The following is a 19,819-nucleotide window of genomic DNA, read 5'->3' as shown; positions in this document are numbered from 1 at the left end:
GTTTATAAGGACATCTCATTGCTTTCCAATACCAGTAAATATCAATTAGTCGACAATGTACTTTTTCAAAAAGTAGATAACGAAACCGTTATTTTAGAACCTGAAAATGGCAATTATTTTACCTTAGATCCCGTAGGTACTTTCATGATTGAAAACTTGCAAGAAGGTAAAAATTTAGAACAAATAATTGAAAGTGTAAAAAGCACTTACGATGTATCAGCAAGCGAAGTAGAAACTGACTTAAACGAATTACTCACCAACATGATCAACCAAAAGCTTATTATTGAAAGCTAATAAATTAAAGCGCAAAGGTTATTGCGATTGGTATTAAGTGAACGTGCAGTTGTAGTGTGTAAGTGAAATGTTTAGGTAAAGCATAAATGAAACAACATAAATGAAAATACGTAAGCTTTTTACATTTTCGTGGTATGAATTTTTGATACTGGTTAAGTCGTGGTGTCTTTATTTAAAATGGGATCTATTAATATCAAAATTCCATCATAAAAAATGGCAAGTTAGTCTTGCTAATCCTAACCCTCATTCAGCTAAACCAATGCTTGATCACAATCAGCTACAACGTATTTTTAATATTATAAAAATAAACGAAACAGCAGGGCGTAATCATTTTCGACACATGAATTGCTTACGTCGTTGTTTATGTCAAAAAGACTTACTTAACCGTTACGGTATTCAATCAAAATTACATCTTGGTGTTAAATTTGAAAACAGTAAACTCGCAGCGCATTCGTGGTTAACAGTAAACGACAAAATTATCAACGACTCACAAGACGTTATAGCAACCTACAAAGAACTAAAAACCTTAAAAGACGATCAAACACTTTCAATGCTTAAATAAACTCAAATTAAACACAATGAGTTTGATACCAAGATTGCGTTAAAATAGCGTACAACATATCTACATTTAAATGACAGTTAGGGTTACGTACCAACTCATCAAATTCACGTAGCAATACACTATTATCTAACAAACCTAAATCGTGTAATCCGCTATGGCTTAGCAAGGTTCTTAATTCTTCTTCATTACTACGTACTAAATTAGCAAAATGATGATCGAACACCGTTTTATGTTTATTCCACACAACCGACTCAGGTAAATAGTTTTCCATAGTTTTTCTTAATAACCATTTGGGATAACTGCCTTGAATCAACATTTTTTCAGGAATAGCAAAACTAAAATCAACCACATCAGTATCAAAAAACGGATGCCTAACATCAACACCATATTGATTCGCTACCTTTTGATAAGAGCGCATAGAATTATAAGTAGAAGTCGTTTTTAATGAATGGTAACGAGCAAATTTAGCTGGCTCAAAACGTTTGCTAAAAGGGTTAGCCATTACATCTTCTTCTAATAAACTAATTGCTTCATCGGTTAGCCAAGCTGAGCTTATATTGTCGGTAATGTTATCGGTACGGCTTACACGCGGTTTATTTAGTGCAAACCTAATTAAATTTTGCACAGTGTGCGGTACTAACGGTTTTACAAATAACTTAATTAAAGAACTCGCTACAGGCTCATTCAGCTCACCACACGCTTTTACAACTTCGTTAATTACACCAAGCTCACCTTTATATAAGCGCGATCTATAAGACGAACTATGGCCCCAGCAAACTTCGTCACCACCATTACCCGTAAGCAACACATTGGCTTTTAAGCTTTGCATTAAAGCTAGCTCTTCATGATATTTAGGTGAAAGCACAATACCCGGATTATCAAAATCGGTAGGATAAAGCTCAGTAAAGCCAATATCGTCAAATTTATCTAACTCAACAAAATGCGGGTTAGCTAAACCTAACTTAGCAATCATATCGTTAATGTTGCTCATTTCATCACAGCTTTGTGTTCTTTTATAACTATGCGACAGTGTATGCAGCGTTTGATTATTTTTCTTAGACTCAATATTCGCTATAGCCGTAACAGAAGTAGAATCCATACCACCGCTCATTTGTGTAAATACAGGCGCATTATTAGCCACACTTGTATTGGTGCTTGCTACTAAACGGTTAGCTACACTTTGCGACAGTAAATCAAAAAAGTGTTGCTCGTATTCATCAGTATTAGCATAGCGTATGCGCTTATCAGTATTAACATCCCAAAACTTAGAAACCACCAAAGTATTTTCACGCCAAACAAGTTGATGCCCATTAGGTAAACGTTTTATTTCATTAAACATAGAAATATTAGGATCAGGCCTGCCTGAAAGCCATTGAGCAATAGCGCGTTTATTTACCGTAAGATTAACATCAGGGTGGCTTGCCAAAACCTGCGCGTCAGACGCTACATAAAACACATCATCAACTTGCATATAAAAGAGGGAACCCGTATTAAAGGGATCAATAGCGGCATGTAATTCTTGCAACTCTTCATCCCAAATAACATAACTAAAATTACCTTTTAATTGATAAGGGAGCTTACGGTTAAATCTTTTATAGAGAAGACATAAAAGAGAAGAGTCAGTTGGAGCCGATAAAGTGTCGGATTTCTTTACACTTGAATGAGGATCGAAAATATCAGCTAAAAGATCCTTTTTATTATCAATTCTGCAGTTACTAATTACGTGTACTAACTCATTTAAAGGTGTTTCAGTAACACTATACGCAGATAAATCGTTTTCGCTTTTCGCATTGTTATTTTCAACAGGAGTGTAATAAGTTAAATAAAAAATATTGTTTTTCGTTTTTGTAAGTTCTTTATTTTTAAGGTTATATTTGTTTTTTAATGTAATGTCTTTAATGTTTTTTAATACATTGTTTGTATTAACGAGTGAACTAAAAGCGGCAAATAAATTGTCCATAAAAATAACATCCCCAAAAATAGAGTAAACAAACGTTAATATACAAGAAATAAAATCACATAATAGGTTATTTTATTTCTTCTATATTTAGCTAATTTTGCAATACAATTGTCATCTAAATGTTGTAAAATTACTACGCTAAAAAATAAGTTAATCAAAATAACAAACATGAAAACAGTTAAAACTTAAGTATTTGCTCTATTATTGAGCAAATTCAAAGTTTATACGCCATAGTTAAGCGCATTTTTTTTGTTTTGTCTGATATTTTTACAGTAGAGTGTTAGATACTAAAATTAATGTTTAGATTGTTAATAAGTTAATGTTATTAAAGGTTAATATTATGATGGCTTAGTTTTTGCTTGAAATTAGCGTAAACTTACTTGTAAACATTCCTCTTAAGGAGAAGATTCATGTTAAAAAAATTAATTATCGGAACAACATTATTATCAACTAGCTTATTTTCACAAGCAGGTATTATAAGTGTGATTGATGGTGCTGATATGGCTGGTATTGAAGTTACTGCAACGTTTGGTAACGGAACTACTGAAACTCTTACTTGGGCTGTAACAGGCGCTGATTCAGGTGGCGTTTCAGGAGCAAGTTGGTCATTATCTTTATCTGGCGATACATTTGGTGATTACGATAGTGTAACCAATACCTTTTTTGGTGACTGGTTATTAGAGAATACATCTGAAGCAACAGGTATTGTAGGTTTATCAGTAAATGGCGCTATTGCAGACATCTATTTTGATGACATCGACACAGTAGAGCATACACCAGGTTCTAATGCAGGTCGTCCATTTGCAACAGCTTCTACAGATATTTCTGCTTCTTTCTCAAACGTATTCAGCGCACCTGATTTATTCGGTACTATGGATATTGCTTGGAATGCAGGAACATCTTTAGCTTTAGGTGAATCACTTACGTTTTTAACAGATACTGATAAATCTGTAGTATCTGAGCCAGCTACAGCATTAGTATTTTTATCAGGTTTATTAGCGTTAGTTAATATTCGTAGAAAGTCTTAAGTTAGAAACCAAAAGGAAGTAAAGACATGAACTCTATAGAAACAACTGAGAACAGTACATCTTTAAAAAGTTACACTAAACCTGTATTAACAAATGCAGGTAACTTAGCTGAACTTACGCAAGGCTTCGCTGGAAGTATTCCAGACGAGCAGGGCGGCCACACAAAACGTAACCCATTCCAAGGGTAATATGTTTTCTATAAAGCCTATAACCGTCAGAGGTTATAGGCTTTTTAATATCTAATAAAAATGAATCTTTTATATAAAATACCTTTGCATGGTATAGCTTGCGAACCTTTTTGTGATCGTAAAAATCACTCGATAGCGCAGCACATTAACATCAACTTTAGCGCTTTTAACATCAATACATTTGATCAAACCCGTATTGAAAATAAAGAAGCGAACTGGGTAATGGAAGACAATGGCGAACGTTATAAATCAACCGTTAGCTTATATATACAAGATCAAAAGGCTAACAACCCAAAGTACATACTTAAAGTTGATTGCCAAGGTAAAGGTCTATTTAAAATAGACAAAAATAACATAGACATAAGTTGGTATAACAAAGGCACCGATTCAGCGCACTATTTTCAAACCGTAGGCATGGCATTATGGTTAGAAATAAACAACGTATTGTGCATACACGCAAATGCCTTAGCCTACAAAGATCATGCAATTGCCTTTGTAGCACCAAGCAGAACAGGTAAAACAACGCTTACAGCAGAGCTTTGTAAAAAAGAATTTTCAGTAATGACCGACGACATGATGGCATTACACCAGCAAAATAATGAATATGTTGTTTATCCAAGTTGGCCCATAGCACGCATGTGGCCAGAAACATTAGAGATAATAAACAACAAAAAGAACACAAACGAGCTTGAAAAAGTTCATCAAGATTTTGCTAAAAAAATTATTAGTATTAACGAAAACAGCGGTTTTAATTTTTGCGAACAACCTAAAAAATTAAAAACAATTTATATATTAAACAGAGTTGAAGGCACTACAAATACTTCTGAAAATAATAATAAAATTTCAACAGTTTGTAATATAACAACATTATCATCTGCTGAAGCTGTAATTTTATTAATACAAAATAGTATTTTAGGCAGTGCTTACAAAGCATTGTCTTTAGAACAACAGCGCTTTATTAAGCTTACACAATTAGTAAAAAATGTAAGTATTAAAAAAATAACGTACCTGAGTGGTAAGCAGTACTTGAACACTGTTCAAGAGATAATCATTAACGACTTAAGTGAATAAATATCAACTAAAACTAAATAAATAAAAGTAAATTTATTTTAGTTTTAGTCTATAATATAACAACTTAAATCAACGTGTTTATGGAAGTTTAGTAAAATGGAATATGTAGTAAAATGATCAACGATAATAACGGTATCATAAAAAACAACATCAATGTTTTCGCTGTAGTTTACCGACTGATTGATTTATCAGTTATTCATCTCATGATAGTTTTAGCCATATATAGCTATTCACTCACATACACCAAAGAATATTTCGAACTTTCATTAATTGCCTCTATTGGTTTCTTCTTAACGGCTGAATCTTTTGCCTTGTACCGTTCATGGCGTGCTGGATTTTTCAATGAGATTGTCTTTTACACCTTTATTTCATGGGGGTGTGCTGCTGTTTTAATCATAACGTACATGTTTTTTACTAAACAATCAGAAGACTTCTCTCGAGTTACTGTTGTTATCTGGTTTATTTCTACTTTTATTTCGCTTGTCGCATGGCGTCTATTGTTTAACCGCTTTTTAGCGAGAATTAGACGTAAAGGTTTAAATACACGTAGTGTTGCTATTATCGGCGTTACTAAATCAGGTAAGCGCTTAGCTCAACAAATATTAGACCACCCTGAAACAGGCTTTCGTTTAACAGCTGTTTTTGACGACAGAGTACCTGAAAGACTTGAAGCTACTTATCACGCGTGGTTAGAAGGCAAGATAAAAGAAGGCGTAGAACGCGCAAAAAATAACGAGTTTGACGTAGTTTATATTGCTCTGCCTATGGTGGCAGAAGCTCGTATTAAACACATATTACAATTACTTGGCGACACCACTGCTAACGTACAACTAGTGCCAGACTTATTCGTATACACACTAATGAATGCCTCCATGTCGCATATTGGTAATATTCAAACCATCAGCGTATACGACAACCCTATGCGTGGTGGTAACGCGGCACTTAAACGATTTGAAGACATCTTATTCTCACTCGGTATTCTTACACTAATATCCATACCACTACTTCTTATAGCTATCGCTGTAAAAGTAACCTCAAAAGGTCCTGTAATCTTTAAACAAAATAGATACGGGCTTGACGGTAAAAAAATAAAAGTATGGAAGTTCCGTTCAATGACGGTTACTGAAAATTCAGACGTAGTAACTCAAGCAACTAAAGGTGATGCACGTATTACTCCGCTTGGTGCTTTTTTACGACGAACATCTCTTGACGAGCTACCGCAATTTATCAATGTATTGCAAGGCAGAATGTCTGTTGTTGGCCCTCGCCCTCATGCCGTAGCTCATAACGAGTCATATCGTAAACAAGTAGATTTTTATATGTTACGCCATAAAGTGCGCCCAGGTATTACTGGTTGGGCACAAGTTAACGGATGGCGCGGCGAAACAGACACCATAGATAAAATGGAAATGCGTATAAAATACGACCTTGAATATATTCGCAATTGGACCCTATGGCTTGACGTAAAAATTATCATATTTACCGTATTTAGATCGTTTAACGACAAAAATGCATACTAGATCCCTAATTAGAAAAATTAGTGGGATTCGCTGACAGGTTTAACTTTTGGGGTGTTTAACCCTTAAATGTTTTATCACTGCTCGGTGAAGCGCGAAGCGCCACGGTGTACTCTGTGGTGAAAAAGGTTTTATGGTTTATTCCCTAATTAGAAAAATTAGTGGAATTCGCTAACAGGTTTAATGACTTAAATTGAATACTTTAAGGAAATAAGAAGAAAATGAAAGTTACTTTTTACGGAATAGGCTACGTAGGCCTCGTACAAGCAGCAGTATTAGCTGATGCAGGACACGACGTTTGTTGTGTAGACATAGATCAAAACAAAATTGATGATCTTAAAAAAGGAATTATTCCAATATACGAACCGGGTTTAACACCACTGGTTGAAAGTAACTTTGCAGAAGGGCGTTTAATTTTCACAACCGATGCTGAATTTGGCGCTAATTTTGGTGAATTACAGTTTATTGCCGTAGGTACACCACCAGATGAAGACGGCTCAGCCGACTTAAAATACGTACTTAAAGTAGCAGAAACCATCGCTACTCACATGACATCACCTAAAGTAATAATCGACAAATCAACCGTACCTGTAGGCACTGCCGACAAAGTAAAAGCCCAAGTTAATAAAGTGCTTGATGCCCGTTTTCCTGATAACAGTGCACCAACATTTGCCGTAGTTTCAAACCCTGAATTTTTAAAAGAAGGTTCAGCGGTAGCTGATTGTAAACGCCCAGATCGCATAGTAATAGGCACAGACTCTACCGAAGCTGAAGAACTCATGCGCGAGCTTTACGCACCATTTAACCGTAATCATGAAAAAATTATAGTAATGGACATCAAATCAGCTGAGCTAACAAAATACGCAGCTAACTGTATGCTAGCCACCAAAATAAGCTTCATGAACGAAATGGCAAACATAGCCGAACGCGTAGGGGCAGATATTGAAAACGTTCGCCACGGCATAGGTTCAGACCCACGTATAGGTTACCAATTTATATACCCAGGTTGTGGTTACGGTGGTTCATGTTTCCCTAAAGACGTACAAGCACTTGTACGCACAGCAGACGGTATTGGCTACGAGTCACAAATACTTAAAGCCGTTGAAGCCGTTAACTACGCACAAAAGAACAAACTATTTGAATACATCTCAAAACACTTTGGTTTAGCCGAAAATCCTAATGCCATTAAAGGTAAAACCTTTGCTCTTTGGGGATTATCATTCAAACCAAACACCGACGACATGCGCGAAGCACCCAGCTTAGTATTAATGGAAGCACTATGGAAAGCAGGCGCTAAAGTACAAGCCTACGACCCAGAAGCCATGGAAGAAACTCAACGTATTTGTGGTAACCGTAACGATTTAAGTTTAATGGGCACTAAAGAAGCTGCTCTTAAAGGCGCTGATGCACTAGTTATTTGTACCGAATGGCAGAACTTCAAAGCTCCAGATTTCAACAGTGTTAAAGCTGAATTAAGCGAAGCGGTAGTATTTGATGGTCGTAACCTGTTTGAACCAGTGCGAATGAAAGCAAAAGGCTTTGATTACTGGTCAATTGGTCGTTTAGCTCAATAGAACTCACTATGGTTAATTATGCTGCAAGTAAAGATGCTACATATTTAGAATTGTTGAAAATTGCAAAATTATCAGACAATTCAACGTATTCATCATTGCAGCTTAATAACATCGTTATTGCGTTAAATAGTTTAAATGAATATCAATTTGTACATAAACGAATTATTCCTTTATTAAAGTCAAAAGCAAAAAAATTGAATGTTTTTGATTTATTAAATACTGATATTCAAGAGCTATTAAATAACGAAACACAAAAAGGTGTCATTACCGAGCTAGGGCAAAAGAGTCAACTAACCAGCATAGTTAAAGCGCTATCAGCAGAAAATATCCCTGTAATATTGTTAAAGGGATCTGCTTTTGCTCTCTCATTATATAAGGCTAGTGCACCTAGAACGTCTAACGATATCGATATACTCGTTAAAGGTGATGATTGGGAACAAGCTAAAAAAATCATTAGCTTAATAATGAAACCATTACCTATTAAAAATAAACAGGTATTTGATAATTTATACGAAACCTCTTTTATCCCAAAAAGTAAAATAGGTGCAACAGTAGATTTACATAAATCACTAGTTCACCCCTATTTGTTTAATATAAACGAAAAACAGCTATGGCAAGAAAGTGTTAAGCACAATGAGTATGCATCTGATCTGGTAAGAGTTTTATCACCAGAATATGCAATTAACCATCAAGCATTACATGCATTTAAAGATATGGATTTTTCAAAGTATAACTTAGTTGACGTACATGAAATTATTAAACAAAACCCGATAAATTTAGCTAAAGCATTCGCAATAGCTAAACAGTGGGGCAGTAGTGTTCCCTTATTTGTCTTACTTAATAATTGTAGTCAAATAATGGCAACGTTCTCGGTAGAAGAAGTAAAACTGATACAAAACTCAAAGCCTAATAGCGTTACACAGGTTTTATGTAAAAAGTTAATAAAATCAAAAGCTAACAAGTTAACGAATAACAGCAAAACATTTAAATACAGAATATTGCAGCTTATATCCCAATTTGTTTTTACAGGAAGTTTTATTAGGCCAATTAGCCTACAGTGGATGTTTATCAAAAAAATATTCAAAAATAGTGTAATTGCTACAGAACATTAATTATCAGATTAATCTATTAAAGATTAAATTAAATTACAGAGGAAAATGTGTCTAAATTCTTTTTTAAAATTAAAACACAGTATGAAAACTTAGGTGACGCATTGATTAACCGTCAATTACTTAAACTAATGAAAGATTCAGGTGAAGTTTATATAGATGCTAGTCATGTGCCTGATGGCTTTTTAGATAAGATTAATATTAAAGAAGAGACGGGATGTTATTTATTAATGTCATTTCTTTTTTACTTTAAATTACTTTATTTAGCGTTAATAAAAAGAGAAATAGTATATCTTTTCCTTAATCCAGGTGGATATGGTGGTGAGATTTCTAATTCCTCTTATTTCAAAAAAAATATTTCATATTTAATATCTCGTTTTTTTTCAATTTGTGGAGTTAGGATTTGTCATATTGGTATTTCCTATTCAGATTTAGGGATAAGGCATGCAAAAATCTTATCAAAAGTAACTAAAAACCTATATTTCCATGCCGTTAGGGATCAAATCTCTTGGGATTGCGCTAAAAATAATGGTGTTTTTGTAAATCAAATATTACCTGACTTAGCACTTAATTTAAAAACTGACTTTGAATATAAAGAACGCCCACAAGACTACTTTATTAGTATACGTGATTCTAAAGAGAGTGATTATTTTGATAATGTTTTATGTTTTATAAATGAAGTAAATCGAACACAAGAAATAATTACTACTGGTTTCCAAGTTGAATTTGATAAAGAGGTTAACAATTCTCTAATACAAAATTCAGATGTGAACGATAAAAGTACATTATCTTTAACTTCATCATTAGATGAGAATGTAGCTTTTTATTCAACTTGCAAATATGTTTTAAGTAACCGATTACATGTTTTACTTTTGGCACTATCTGCAGGAGCTATTCCAATAGCTGTAATTAATAGAAAGGAAAATGCAAAAATTGTTGGGATATTTGAATCATTAGACTTATCCCATTGTTTAATCGATAGTTCTGAAGTTTCTCTTCAAAAAATAAAATCGATGAGTATTGATACTGAGAAACTAAAGTTAAAATTTAAAGAATCATCTCAACTTCTTCAGCAGTTTTTTGAAAGTTTAGATTAACCATGTTTGATATTGCAAAGGTACTTTGGATTTCAATGGGGAGAGTTGGTGTACAGCTGTCCTCATTAATTGTGTTTTTCTTTTCTGCAAATTATTTATCTCCCAGTGAATACGGGATATTTTCATTAATTACAATTGGTTTAATAATAAGCGAGTTAACCGCTCGTGAATGTGTTGAAAATTACTTGTTAACTCGACCTGACGAGGTTAAAAATATATTTAAAGTTTCTTGGCTTATAGGGTTTATTTTAGGTTTGTTAATATCTGTTGGAGTATCTTATCTTATTCCTAATATATCGTTTCTAAGCACCACATATTTTTTAATATTTGCTATTGTTTTTTTTCAATGGCCTGCTGCAGCAATTAGAGGAGGTTTATTAACTAATTTAGCAGTTAAAAAGTTAACATTTATTTCAATATTCACTTCAATTATATCTGCTATTGTCGCTATTTTATTATTAATGAATGACGCAGGAATAAATTCATTATTATCACAACAGATACTTATATGGTCAGGAATGAGCTTTTTAGGTTGGTTAGTCTTAAGAGTGACTAAAACAGTTAATAAAAAAACTGTTTTTAATAACTGGTTAGCACATTGTAAATTTGGTACAACGTCGTCTTTGTTAACAGTTGCTTCAAATAGGCTAGATTACATTGTTATAGCTTCAGTATTTAATATGCATGATGTAGGGTTATACGCATTTGTAAAACGTATATATCAAATAATACAAGATGTTTTTTCAAGCGGAGTTGAAAGATATTTAATTGTATTCTTATCAAAGCTTAGTAAAAGTGATTTTATAAATAACTCAATTAAAACCAAAATATATATGTTTGTCTTAATGTTAATTGTAGTTATTGTTACATCATTGTTAGCACCTATTCTTTTTCCTATTTTCTTTGGTGATAAGTGGCAAGATTCATATCCACTTTTTGCATTAATGGGAGGGGTAGTTATATTTTCTTCTTTATTAAGTTTAGCTCGATCTGATCTTTATGCTCAGAAAGCAATGAAAGCTATTACATTAGGAAAGTTTTTTGAGCTTCTTATTAGTTGCTTACTTATTTTTAGTTTAGGACTAATTGGACTAAAAGAAATGGCTATTGCTAGCAGCTTACGTTATCTAATCGTATTCATAATAGTTTATTGGTTTGTTATAAAAGTCACAAAAAAAACAACTAATAATAACATTCATATTCTTAGTTTATTGTTGTGCTTATTTATAACAACTAATTATATCCCATTTGTCGATATCAAATATTAGGAGGTTTTAATTTATGATTTTTATTAAAAATATTTACCTTATTTTAATGCTTTTTAATATTTCAATTAATTTATCTTTAAGGAATATTGCATATTTATTTAAAATCGGCTTTCTACAGAACTTTAAAATGGCTAAAAAATGAATCTATTATTCGGCTTTAGGTTTTTATCAGATTACATGTGGAATATAAAAGCATTCACCATCGCATTCATTCCTCTTACACTTATACTTTGTGCTGAATTGCATAGGCAATTTTATATTAACAATAAAGGGTGTATACCATCACTATCCAAAGTAGACTTCTTTCTGTGGGGGTATATCTGCTTAATATCTTTATCATTTTTTTCTTATGGGGGTGTAGGTTCTGTAGAAATATATGTAAAAATATTAACTGTGCTAATTGCTTTTTATTTGGGGAAAGTAACTCCTTTATTTAATATCAAAAAAATATATTTATTTTATATCCCAATTTATCTAATTATTATCTTGTATCTTATATCAGGTAATGGTTTTCAATATTGGGGAAGTATTGTTACTTTTTCAGGTGGTTATTTTTATAAAACTGATTTAGCGATTGGTCTAACATTATTTACTGTTTTTATGTTGGTAAGCAATCTTAACGTAAAATTGAAACTTTCTTTTGTATTTTTAAATTTGGTCTTAATATTTCTAGCTAATTCTAGGATGTATTTATTACTGCTACCTATTATTACAGCCCTTTATTTTTATAGACGTATAATCTTTTTAAACACAAAAAGATTTTTTGTAATGCTACCTATCATTTTTTCCTTAATATTTTTAGTCTTTTATTCTTTTAATGATATTTTGTTAAATTTTGGTTTTTTAGCTGTTGATTTTAATGATTTCTTTTCAGGAAAGAACTTACAGGGGAGAGATTTGCTGTGGGATAATTTACTTAGTTCTTATTCAGATTTTTCTTTATTTAATCAACTATTCGGTTCTGGTTTAGTAAAGGATACTGAGTTAGCTTTTCTCACGGGATATTTTGAAAGCACAAATGCACATAATACCTACATTTTTAATTTGATTTCTGTAGGTGTTTTTGGAAGCTTGTTCTTTTTTGCCTTTATTATTACAAGTTTTAAACGTTTACTTTCTTTATTTGAAAAGTATAGAGATTATCCGAAATTATATGATTTATTATATTTGTCGGTTGCATGTACTTTCTTGTTTTTTATTGCAGGTTTTAGTGCAACCGTTATTTCATTTTTACAATTAAGTTGGTTTTATTTTTTCTTTATGGGGGTTTTGTACAGTGTTAATTTTCAAAAATTTAATAAGTGAAGTTATCTTTCTAATAAAAAATAAAGGTAAATCAGATGCATAAAAATTTGGCACCTATTTGTCTTTTTACTTATAACCGCCTTGAAGAAACCAAGCTTACTATAGAGAGTCTTCAAAAAAATTATTTGGCTAATCAGAGTAAACTCTATATTTTTTCTGATGGTGGGAAAAATGAAACATCTATCAAGTCAGTAGCAGCAGTAAGGGAATACCTTAAGCAAGTTAACGGTTTTAAAGAAGTTATAATTATAGAGTCAAAAGTTAATAAAGGCTTAGCTAATTCAATAATAGAGGGTGTTACGCGTATTATTAATGAGTACGGAAAAATCATTGTAATGGAGGACGATTTAGTTACATCATCAAATTTTCTGTCTTATATGAATGAAGGGTTAGCGTTCTATGAGTCGTCAAAAAATATTTGGAGTGTATCGGGTTTTTCATTTCCAATAGATTATCCAAAAAGCTATGAATTTGATAACGCGTTTGGTGTAAGAGCTTCTTCTTGGGGATGGGCTACATGGAAAAGTAGATGGGATTTAGTCGATTGGGATGTGACAGATTACACTGAATTCCTCAATGATAAAAAATCTCGTAAAGCTTTTAATCGTGGTGGGAGCGATATGTGCAGTATGCTCCACGCACAAAGGACCGGTAAAATTAACTCTTGGGCAATTAGATTTTGTTACGCACAATTTAAGCAACAAGCTTATGATATTTTACCTGTTAAATCTAAGGTAGTTAATGTTGGCTTCAACGGTGATGCATCTAATACTGAAGGCATGGGAACTAGATTTAGAGCAAACTTAGATGAAGAGGGTAAGTCTACTTTTACATTTAATAACAATATTGCGCTTAATGAGGATGTACTGAAGCAATTTAGAAAACCCTTATCTATTTCTGTAAGATTACTATCTAAAATCAAAAGAAAAATCAAATTTTGGAGTTAAATTTAACTGTATGTTTAACAAAATTAAAAAAGCGTTTAAAAGTAATGACAATCTTAAAGGGTTAATAATTGTTGTTTGTTTTTACTTTACTCATGCACTTCGCATTAAATGTACTAATAAGTTGATGTTAATTGTTTGCTCTCCAATAATTGTTTTATACAAATTTATCACAGATATTATTATAGGCTGCGAGATTCCTGTTTCTACCAAAATAGGTGAAGGTTTAGTTATTCATCATGGCCGCGGTTTAGTATTAAATAAAAATGTTGTAATTGGTAATAATGTTACCCTTAAACATAATACAACAATAGGTAATAAAGAAGATCTAAACGGTAATGATCTAGGCTCTCCTATTATTGGTAATAATGTAATAATAGGCCCTAATACAGTAATTATAGGTCCAATTACAATTGGAGATAATACTATTATCGGTGCTGGTTCTGTAGTGGTAAAGAATGTTGCCGATAATTCAATAGTTGCAGGTAACCCCGCAAAAGTAATAAGGAAGTTAGTTTGAAAGTTTTATTCGTTCATAATTTTTATCAAATAGCAGGTGGCGAAGATGCTGTTTATAAAAATGAAATGGATTTATTGAAAGAGAACGGCAATGAAGTTATTGAATATACCGTTGATAATGCTTCTATTAATAGCTTGTGGGATAAAGTATGTGTAATGTTCGGCACTATTTTTTCTTTTTCACAGTACCAAAAAGTTAAACGTGTGCTTCAAAATAGCTCTCCTGATGTTGTACATGTTCACAATTATTTCCCTTTAATATCACCCTCTGTTTTTTATGCATGTAAAAAAATGAATATTCCTGTTATACACACATTGCATAACTATAGAGCCGTTTGTCCAACCGCTTTATTGATGCATAACGGTAAAGTATGTGAAAAAAGCATAGAAAACTCTGCTTGGTGGTCTGTTAAACAGAAAGTGTACCGTGATTCGTTAGTAGGTAGTTTTATTTTAACTTGCATGGTTGAACTTCATAAAAAAATAGGTACGTGGCAACAACAAGTAAGTTGCTATATCGCGCTAACTCAATTTGCTAAAAATAAATATGTAGAAGCAGGTTGGCCAGAACATAAAGTGGTTATTAAACCTAATTTTATTGCAGACCCTTTTAACGGCGATACGGTAATTAATAAAAAGGGTGGATATGCTATTTATGTTGGTCGTTTAAGCGAAGAAAAGGGAATTGATTTAATTTTAAAAGCTTGGGATAAAATTGACTTACCTCTTAAGGTAGTAGGCGAAGGGCCTTTAAAAACATTAGTTGAAAATTCAACGTGCGAAAACGTTGAATATTTAGGTTTACAACAAAAGAAAGATGTACTTGAACTTGTTAAAAATGCTGACTTTATTGTAATGGCCTCAACATGGTTTGAAGGTTTTCCTATGGTGTTGGTAGAAGCTATGGCCTGTGGTACTTGCGCTTTAGTACCAAAGTTAGGAAGCATGGCTGAAGTTGTTGAAGATAATGTTACGGGGGGGCATTTTAACGGTGATTGCGACGACTTTATTCAAAAAGCACGCACTTTAATTAATAACCCTGCATTAGTTCAACAAATGAGTGCAAACGCACGAAATACGTATTTATCAAAGTACACATCGGCACAAAATTTTAAACTGTTAAATAACATTTATACACAATCAATTAATCAAGGTTATAACAATGGATAAGCGCTGCGAAATTATTTCTATGGGGGTTAATGTTACTAACCTTAAAGATGCATTATGTACTGTTGAAATGCTTTCAAAAAAAGAGCAAGGGGCTTACGTTTGTGTTTCAAACGTTCATATGTGTATTGAGGTGTTAGATTCAGAAGACTTTTCAAACGTGGTTAATTCTGCCGATTTAGTGATTCCCGATGGTAAGCCTTTATCGTGGGCTCAAAAATTACTAGGGCATAAAGAAGCTGAGCAAGTACGTGGGCAAGATATAATGAACGCTTTATGTGCACAGTCAGGTAAAAAGTCGTTAAATATTGGCTTTTATGGTGGTAGCTCCGATGCATTATTAAATGTGGTTAAAGCTAAGTTATTAGAAAGTTACCCTGATATTAATATTACCTATGCATTTTCACCTCCTTTTCGCCCGTTAACTGAAACCGAAGATGCCGACGTTGTAACTGCTATTAATAATGCTAATGTAAATGTTTTATTTGTGGGTATTGGTTGCCCTAAACAAGAACGCTGGATGGCAGAACATAAAGAAAGCCTGAATTGTGTCATGTTAGGGGTAGGTGCCGCGTATGATTTTATCGCAGGAGAGAAAAAACATGCGCCACGTTGGATACAAAAAATAGGTATGGAATGGATGTTTAGATTATTGTCTGAACCCAAGCGATTATGGCGACGATATTTTTCTACTAATCCAAGATTTATATGGCACTTTAGTAAGCAATATTTCAAGGCTCTAATCAAATAGTCATTAATTATTAAATCAAAATACAGCTATAATGGACAAAAAATATGTTACTTAATAAATTAAAAATTATAACCTTTATCGTTATTTTAAATTTTTTATGTTTATCTTGTGCTAGTAATTCTAAGGATGTTTATAAGAATATTTTTGTTGATTTAAAAGGTGACGACACTAATAGAGGGGATATCAGTGAGCCTTTCAAAACACTAACGAAAGCATTAAGTGTAGCCCGTACTTCGAAAGACAAGGCCGTTACTATATGGCTCCGTGGAGGTGTTTACTCACTTGATAAAACTATTCAAATTACAGCAGTTGACACCCGTAATGTTCAATATCCGTTAATAATTTCAGCATATCAAGATGAAATCGTTAATCTAGTAGGAGCCAAATCTCTACCTTATTGGAGTAAAGTTGTTGATAGCAACATTCTAAGTAAGTTGACTGTTAAATCTAAAAAACAGGTTTATGTAACAGATCTCAATGAATACGATGTAAATGATTTTGGTTTACCTAATCAAGGTGGCGTTTCGTTATTTTATCGCGATAAAAAAATGGTATTGGCTCGTTATCCAAATAATGGGCTTATGCGTGTTGGGAATTTAGTCGAACCTAATACTAAAGTAGTGAGAAACTATTCAGGAAGTAAAAAAGGAAAGTTTCATTATACTGACAGTACTATAAATCGTTGGGTAGGTGAAAAAGATGTTTGGTTAAATGGATACTGGTTTTGGAATTGGCGTGATGAAAATCAGCGTGTTAACAATATAGATGTACATAATAAAACTATATCAATTGAGCCTCCTTATCATTTCTATGGCTACCGACAAGAGCAAGAGTATTTTGCTTTTAATATTCTAGCTGAGCTAGATAGCCCCAATGAATGGTATTTAGATAGAGATAATGGAAAATTATATTTTTACCCTCCAGATGAAATAATGAGAGATAAACCACCTATGTTAGCTGTGGTTAATAATTTAATATCTTTGAGTAATGCCAGCAATATAACTTTTAAAAATTTGAATGTCGCATACAGCAAAAAAAATGGTATTTCCATTGTAGGCGGCGAAAATAATTTAATTGATAATGTCGTTGTTAAACATATAGGCAACAAAGGTATAATCATTAAAGACAGTGATAACAGTACAATAAGTTCAAGTGAAATTTATTCAATTGGCTCTGGTGCTATTGCTATTGAAGGTGGAGATAGAAGTACATTAAAACACGCTAATATATGCGCCATAAATAATAAAATACATGATTATGCCACTATCATACAAACTGCTCAGCCAGGGGTTTCACTATCTGGTGTCGGTAATTGTGCAAAAAATAATGAAATATATAATGCTCCTCATATAGGTATATTTTTTAAGGGTAATAATCACTTAATTGAATACAATAATATTCATCATGTTGTTACTAAAGCAAATGACGCTGGTGCTATTTATGTTGGCAGAGATTGGACAGCTAGAGGCTCAATCATAAAGCATAATTATTTGCACGATATTCAAGGTTACAATGGCAAAGGTGCTAAAGGTGTTTATGTTGACGATGAATCGTCAGGTGTAATAATCACAGGTAATATATTCGATAATGTTTATGACTCTGTTTTTATTGGTGGTGGTAGGGATAATATAGTTGATAAGAACTTATTTATTAATTCTGTAAGATCAATACATATCGATACTCGTGGTGTAACTTGGGCAAAAAAAAGTGGCATCAAACAATTAACTAGTAGGTTGAATGATGTACCTTATAATTCACCTATATGGAAAAATCAATACCCCAAATTATCTAATGTGTTATCTGTTAACCCACGACTACCAGATGGAAATATCATTAGTAATAATGTCTTTTATGATGATAAATGGAACTATGTTTTTGATAAAGCAAAGCCTTATATTCTTTTTGAAAATAATCACCATTTACCAAATAGTTCACCAACAAATAATTATCAAATTAAAGCGCCACTGAAAGGGTTTAGTAATATTCCGTTCGAGAAAATTGGTGTAAAATAACGTAAATAATTTTCATTTAGTAATAAGACTTTCATTTTATGTAAGTGTTAACATTTTAAGATACACATAAGTTTATTGATTTAATTTATATAGGGAAGGCACATGTCTAACAAAGTAGCATTAATTACCGGTGTAACAGGGCAAGATGGATCATACTTGGCTGAATTTTTATTAGAAAAAGGTTATGAAGTTCATGGTATTAAACGTAGAGCGTCTTCGTTTAATACTGAGCGTGTTGATCATATTTATCAAGATGCTCATGCAGTGAACCCTAAGTTCTTTTTACATTATGGTGACTTAAGTGATACGTCTAACTTAACGCGTATAATTAAAAATGTTCAGCCAGATGAAGTTTATAACTTAGGTGCGCAATCACACGTTGCTGTGTCGTTTGAGTGTCCTGAATATACGGCTGATGTTGATGCTATGGGTGCTTTACGTATTTTAGAAGCAATTCGCTTTTTAGGTTTAGAAAAGAAAACGCGTTTTTACCAAGCGTCTACTTCTGAGCTTTACGGTGAAGTTCAAGAAATCCCTCAAAAAGAAACAACTCCTTTTCACCCTCGTTCTCCTTATGCTGTTGCTAAAATGTATGCGTATTGGATCACGGTTAACTACCGCGAATCTTACGGTATGTATGCGTGTAATGGTATTTTGTTTAACCATGAATCTCCGCGCCGTGGTGAAACATTTGTAACACGTAAAATTACGCGTGCTATTGCTAACATTTCTCAAGGTTTAGAGCCTTGTTTGTATCTTGGTAATATGGATGCTTTACGTGACTGGGGTCATGCTAAAGATTACGTTCGTATGCAATGGATGATGTTACAACAAGACGTTGCTGACGATTTTGTTATTGCTACAGGTAAGCAAATCTCGGTACGTGAATTTGTTCGTTTATCAGCTAAAGAAGTGGGTATTTCGTTAGAGTTTTCTGGTGAAGGTCTTGATGAAGTGGCTACTGTTACAGCTATTGAGGGCGATAATGCTCCAGCGCTTAGTGTGGGTGATGTAATTGTTAAGGTTGATCCGCGTTACTTCCGTCCTGCAGAAGTTGAAACGTTATTAGGTGACCCATCTAAAGCGAAAGAAAAATTAGGTTGGACACCAGAAATTACGGTTGAAGAAATGTGTGCTGAAATGGTTGCTAATGATTTAGATAAAGCTAAGCAACACGCTTTATTAAAAGCACATGGCCACAATGTAAACGTATCTGTTGAGTAACTGAAACCCATTTTTAACCACAGAGAACACAGAGGCGCTTCGCGCTCACAGAGGAAGATAAAGGTTTTTTAAGTAAAGACTTTGAACTTCTCCGTGGCTATTCTCGGTGGTAAAGAATATTTTGTGTTTATTGGTAAGTAACTTTAGACATTAACCACAGAGGACACAGAAACGCTTCGCGCTCACAGAGGAGGATATAGGTTTTTAAGTAAAGACTTTGAACTTCTCG

At 33.1% G+C, this 19,819-nt stretch carries 18 protein-coding genes; 17 read left to right on the top strand and 1 reads right to left on the bottom strand.

The window, feature by feature from the left end:
* The first annotated feature begins 18 nt into the window (after nucleotides 1-18).
* Nucleotides 19-294 carry a PqqD family protein gene (locus AC0L5Q_RS03425; RefSeq protein WP_473614306.1) on the top strand — a complete coding sequence of 92 codons (276 nt, stop codon included), beginning with the start codon at nucleotides 19-21 and terminating at the stop codon, nucleotides 292-294.
* Nucleotides 295-394: 100 nt separating this feature from the next.
* Complete coding sequence (locus tag AC0L5Q_RS03420; protein ID WP_473614305.1) at nucleotides 395-856, top strand: lasso peptide biosynthesis B2 protein; 462 nt, start codon at nucleotides 395-397, stop codon at nucleotides 854-856.
* A 7-nt stretch (nucleotides 857-863) separates the two neighbouring features.
* On the opposite strand, the gene AC0L5Q_RS03415 is transcribed toward AC0L5Q_RS03420, so the two are convergent.
* Complete coding sequence (locus tag AC0L5Q_RS03415) at nucleotides 864-2,816, bottom strand: asparagine synthase-related protein (protein WP_473614304.1); 1,953 nt, start codon at nucleotides 2,814-2,816, stop codon at nucleotides 864-866.
* Between the two features lie 410 nt (nucleotides 2,817-3,226).
* Between AC0L5Q_RS03415 and AC0L5Q_RS03410 the strand changes: the two genes are divergently transcribed.
* From AC0L5Q_RS03410 to gmd, 15 genes are all read left to right on the top strand, one after another.
* On the top strand, nucleotides 3,227-3,844 hold the full coding sequence (locus AC0L5Q_RS03410; protein WP_473614303.1) for a hypothetical protein: 618 nt from the start codon (nucleotides 3,227-3,229) through the stop codon (nucleotides 3,842-3,844).
* 26 nt (nucleotides 3,845-3,870) lie between these two features.
* The gene (locus AC0L5Q_RS03405; protein ID WP_473614302.1) at nucleotides 3,871-4,032 is read left to right on the top strand and encodes a lasso RiPP family leader peptide-containing protein; all 162 of its coding nucleotides are present in this window, start codon (nucleotides 3,871-3,873) and stop codon (nucleotides 4,030-4,032) included.
* A 60-nt stretch (nucleotides 4,033-4,092) separates the two neighbouring features.
* Nucleotides 4,093-5,103: a hypothetical protein gene (locus tag AC0L5Q_RS03400; RefSeq protein ID WP_473614301.1), complete on the top strand. Its 1,011-nt coding sequence runs from the start codon at nucleotides 4,093-4,095 to the stop codon at nucleotides 5,101-5,103.
* A 113-nt stretch (nucleotides 5,104-5,216) separates the two neighbouring features.
* On the top strand, nucleotides 5,217-6,623 hold the full coding sequence (locus AC0L5Q_RS03395) for an undecaprenyl-phosphate glucose phosphotransferase (RefSeq protein ID WP_473614300.1): 1,407 nt from the start codon (nucleotides 5,217-5,219) through the stop codon (nucleotides 6,621-6,623).
* A 218-nt stretch (nucleotides 6,624-6,841) separates the two neighbouring features.
* The gene (locus AC0L5Q_RS03390; protein ID WP_473614299.1) at nucleotides 6,842-8,194 is read left to right on the top strand and encodes a UDP-glucose dehydrogenase family protein; all 1,353 of its coding nucleotides are present in this window, start codon (nucleotides 6,842-6,844) and stop codon (nucleotides 8,192-8,194) included.
* 8 nt (nucleotides 8,195-8,202) lie between these two features.
* Nucleotides 8,203-9,306, top strand: a complete 1,104-nt coding sequence (locus AC0L5Q_RS03385) for a nucleotidyltransferase family protein (protein ID WP_473614298.1) — start codon at nucleotides 8,203-8,205, stop codon at nucleotides 9,304-9,306.
* A gap of 47 nt (nucleotides 9,307-9,353) precedes the next feature.
* A complete protein-coding gene (locus AC0L5Q_RS03380) occupies nucleotides 9,354-10,400 on the top strand; it encodes a polysaccharide pyruvyl transferase family protein (RefSeq protein WP_473614297.1) in 1,047 nt (348 codons plus the stop codon).
* A gap of 2 nt (nucleotides 10,401-10,402) precedes the next feature.
* Complete coding sequence (locus tag AC0L5Q_RS03375) at nucleotides 10,403-11,668, top strand: oligosaccharide flippase family protein (protein WP_473614296.1); 1,266 nt, start codon at nucleotides 10,403-10,405, stop codon at nucleotides 11,666-11,668.
* Nucleotides 11,669-11,806: 138 nt separating this feature from the next.
* On the top strand, nucleotides 11,807-12,973 hold the full coding sequence (locus AC0L5Q_RS03370) for an O-antigen ligase family protein (protein ID WP_473614295.1): 1,167 nt from the start codon (nucleotides 11,807-11,809) through the stop codon (nucleotides 12,971-12,973).
* Nucleotides 12,974-13,008: 35 nt separating this feature from the next.
* Nucleotides 13,009-13,920 (top strand): glycosyltransferase family protein, encoded by a 912-nt coding sequence (locus AC0L5Q_RS03365; protein ID WP_473614294.1) that lies wholly within the window; start codon nucleotides 13,009-13,011, stop codon nucleotides 13,918-13,920.
* Nucleotides 13,921-13,930: 10 nt separating this feature from the next.
* Nucleotides 13,931-14,437: a serine O-acetyltransferase gene (locus tag AC0L5Q_RS03360; protein ID WP_473614293.1), complete on the top strand. Its 507-nt coding sequence runs from the start codon at nucleotides 13,931-13,933 to the stop codon at nucleotides 14,435-14,437.
* Nucleotides 14,434-15,606, top strand: coding sequence for a glycosyltransferase family 4 protein (locus tag AC0L5Q_RS03355; protein ID WP_473614292.1), 1,173 nt, complete (start codon nucleotides 14,434-14,436; stop codon nucleotides 15,604-15,606). Before AC0L5Q_RS03360 ends, AC0L5Q_RS03355 begins: the two co-directional genes overlap by 4 nt.
* Nucleotides 15,599-16,354 carry a WecB/TagA/CpsF family glycosyltransferase gene (locus AC0L5Q_RS03350; RefSeq protein ID WP_473614291.1) on the top strand — a complete coding sequence of 252 codons (756 nt, stop codon included), beginning with the start codon at nucleotides 15,599-15,601 and terminating at the stop codon, nucleotides 16,352-16,354. The genes AC0L5Q_RS03355 and AC0L5Q_RS03350 overlap by 8 nt, the downstream gene beginning before the upstream one ends.
* Before the next feature lie 44 nt (nucleotides 16,355-16,398).
* A complete protein-coding gene (locus AC0L5Q_RS03345; protein WP_473614290.1) occupies nucleotides 16,399-18,366 on the top strand; it encodes a right-handed parallel beta-helix repeat-containing protein in 1,968 nt (655 codons plus the stop codon).
* 102 nt (nucleotides 18,367-18,468) lie between these two features.
* Nucleotides 18,469-19,590 carry a GDP-mannose 4,6-dehydratase gene (gene gmd / locus AC0L5Q_RS03340; RefSeq protein ID WP_473614289.1) on the top strand — a complete coding sequence of 374 codons (1,122 nt, stop codon included), beginning with the start codon at nucleotides 18,469-18,471 and terminating at the stop codon, nucleotides 19,588-19,590.
* Nucleotides 19,591-19,819: the final 229 nt, after the last annotated feature.

It is taken from the genome of Pseudocolwellia sp. G5-9 (assembly GCF_055808995.1).
Note: the sequence above shows the minus strand (reverse complement) of the source record. Positions and strands in the feature narration are given on the sequence as shown.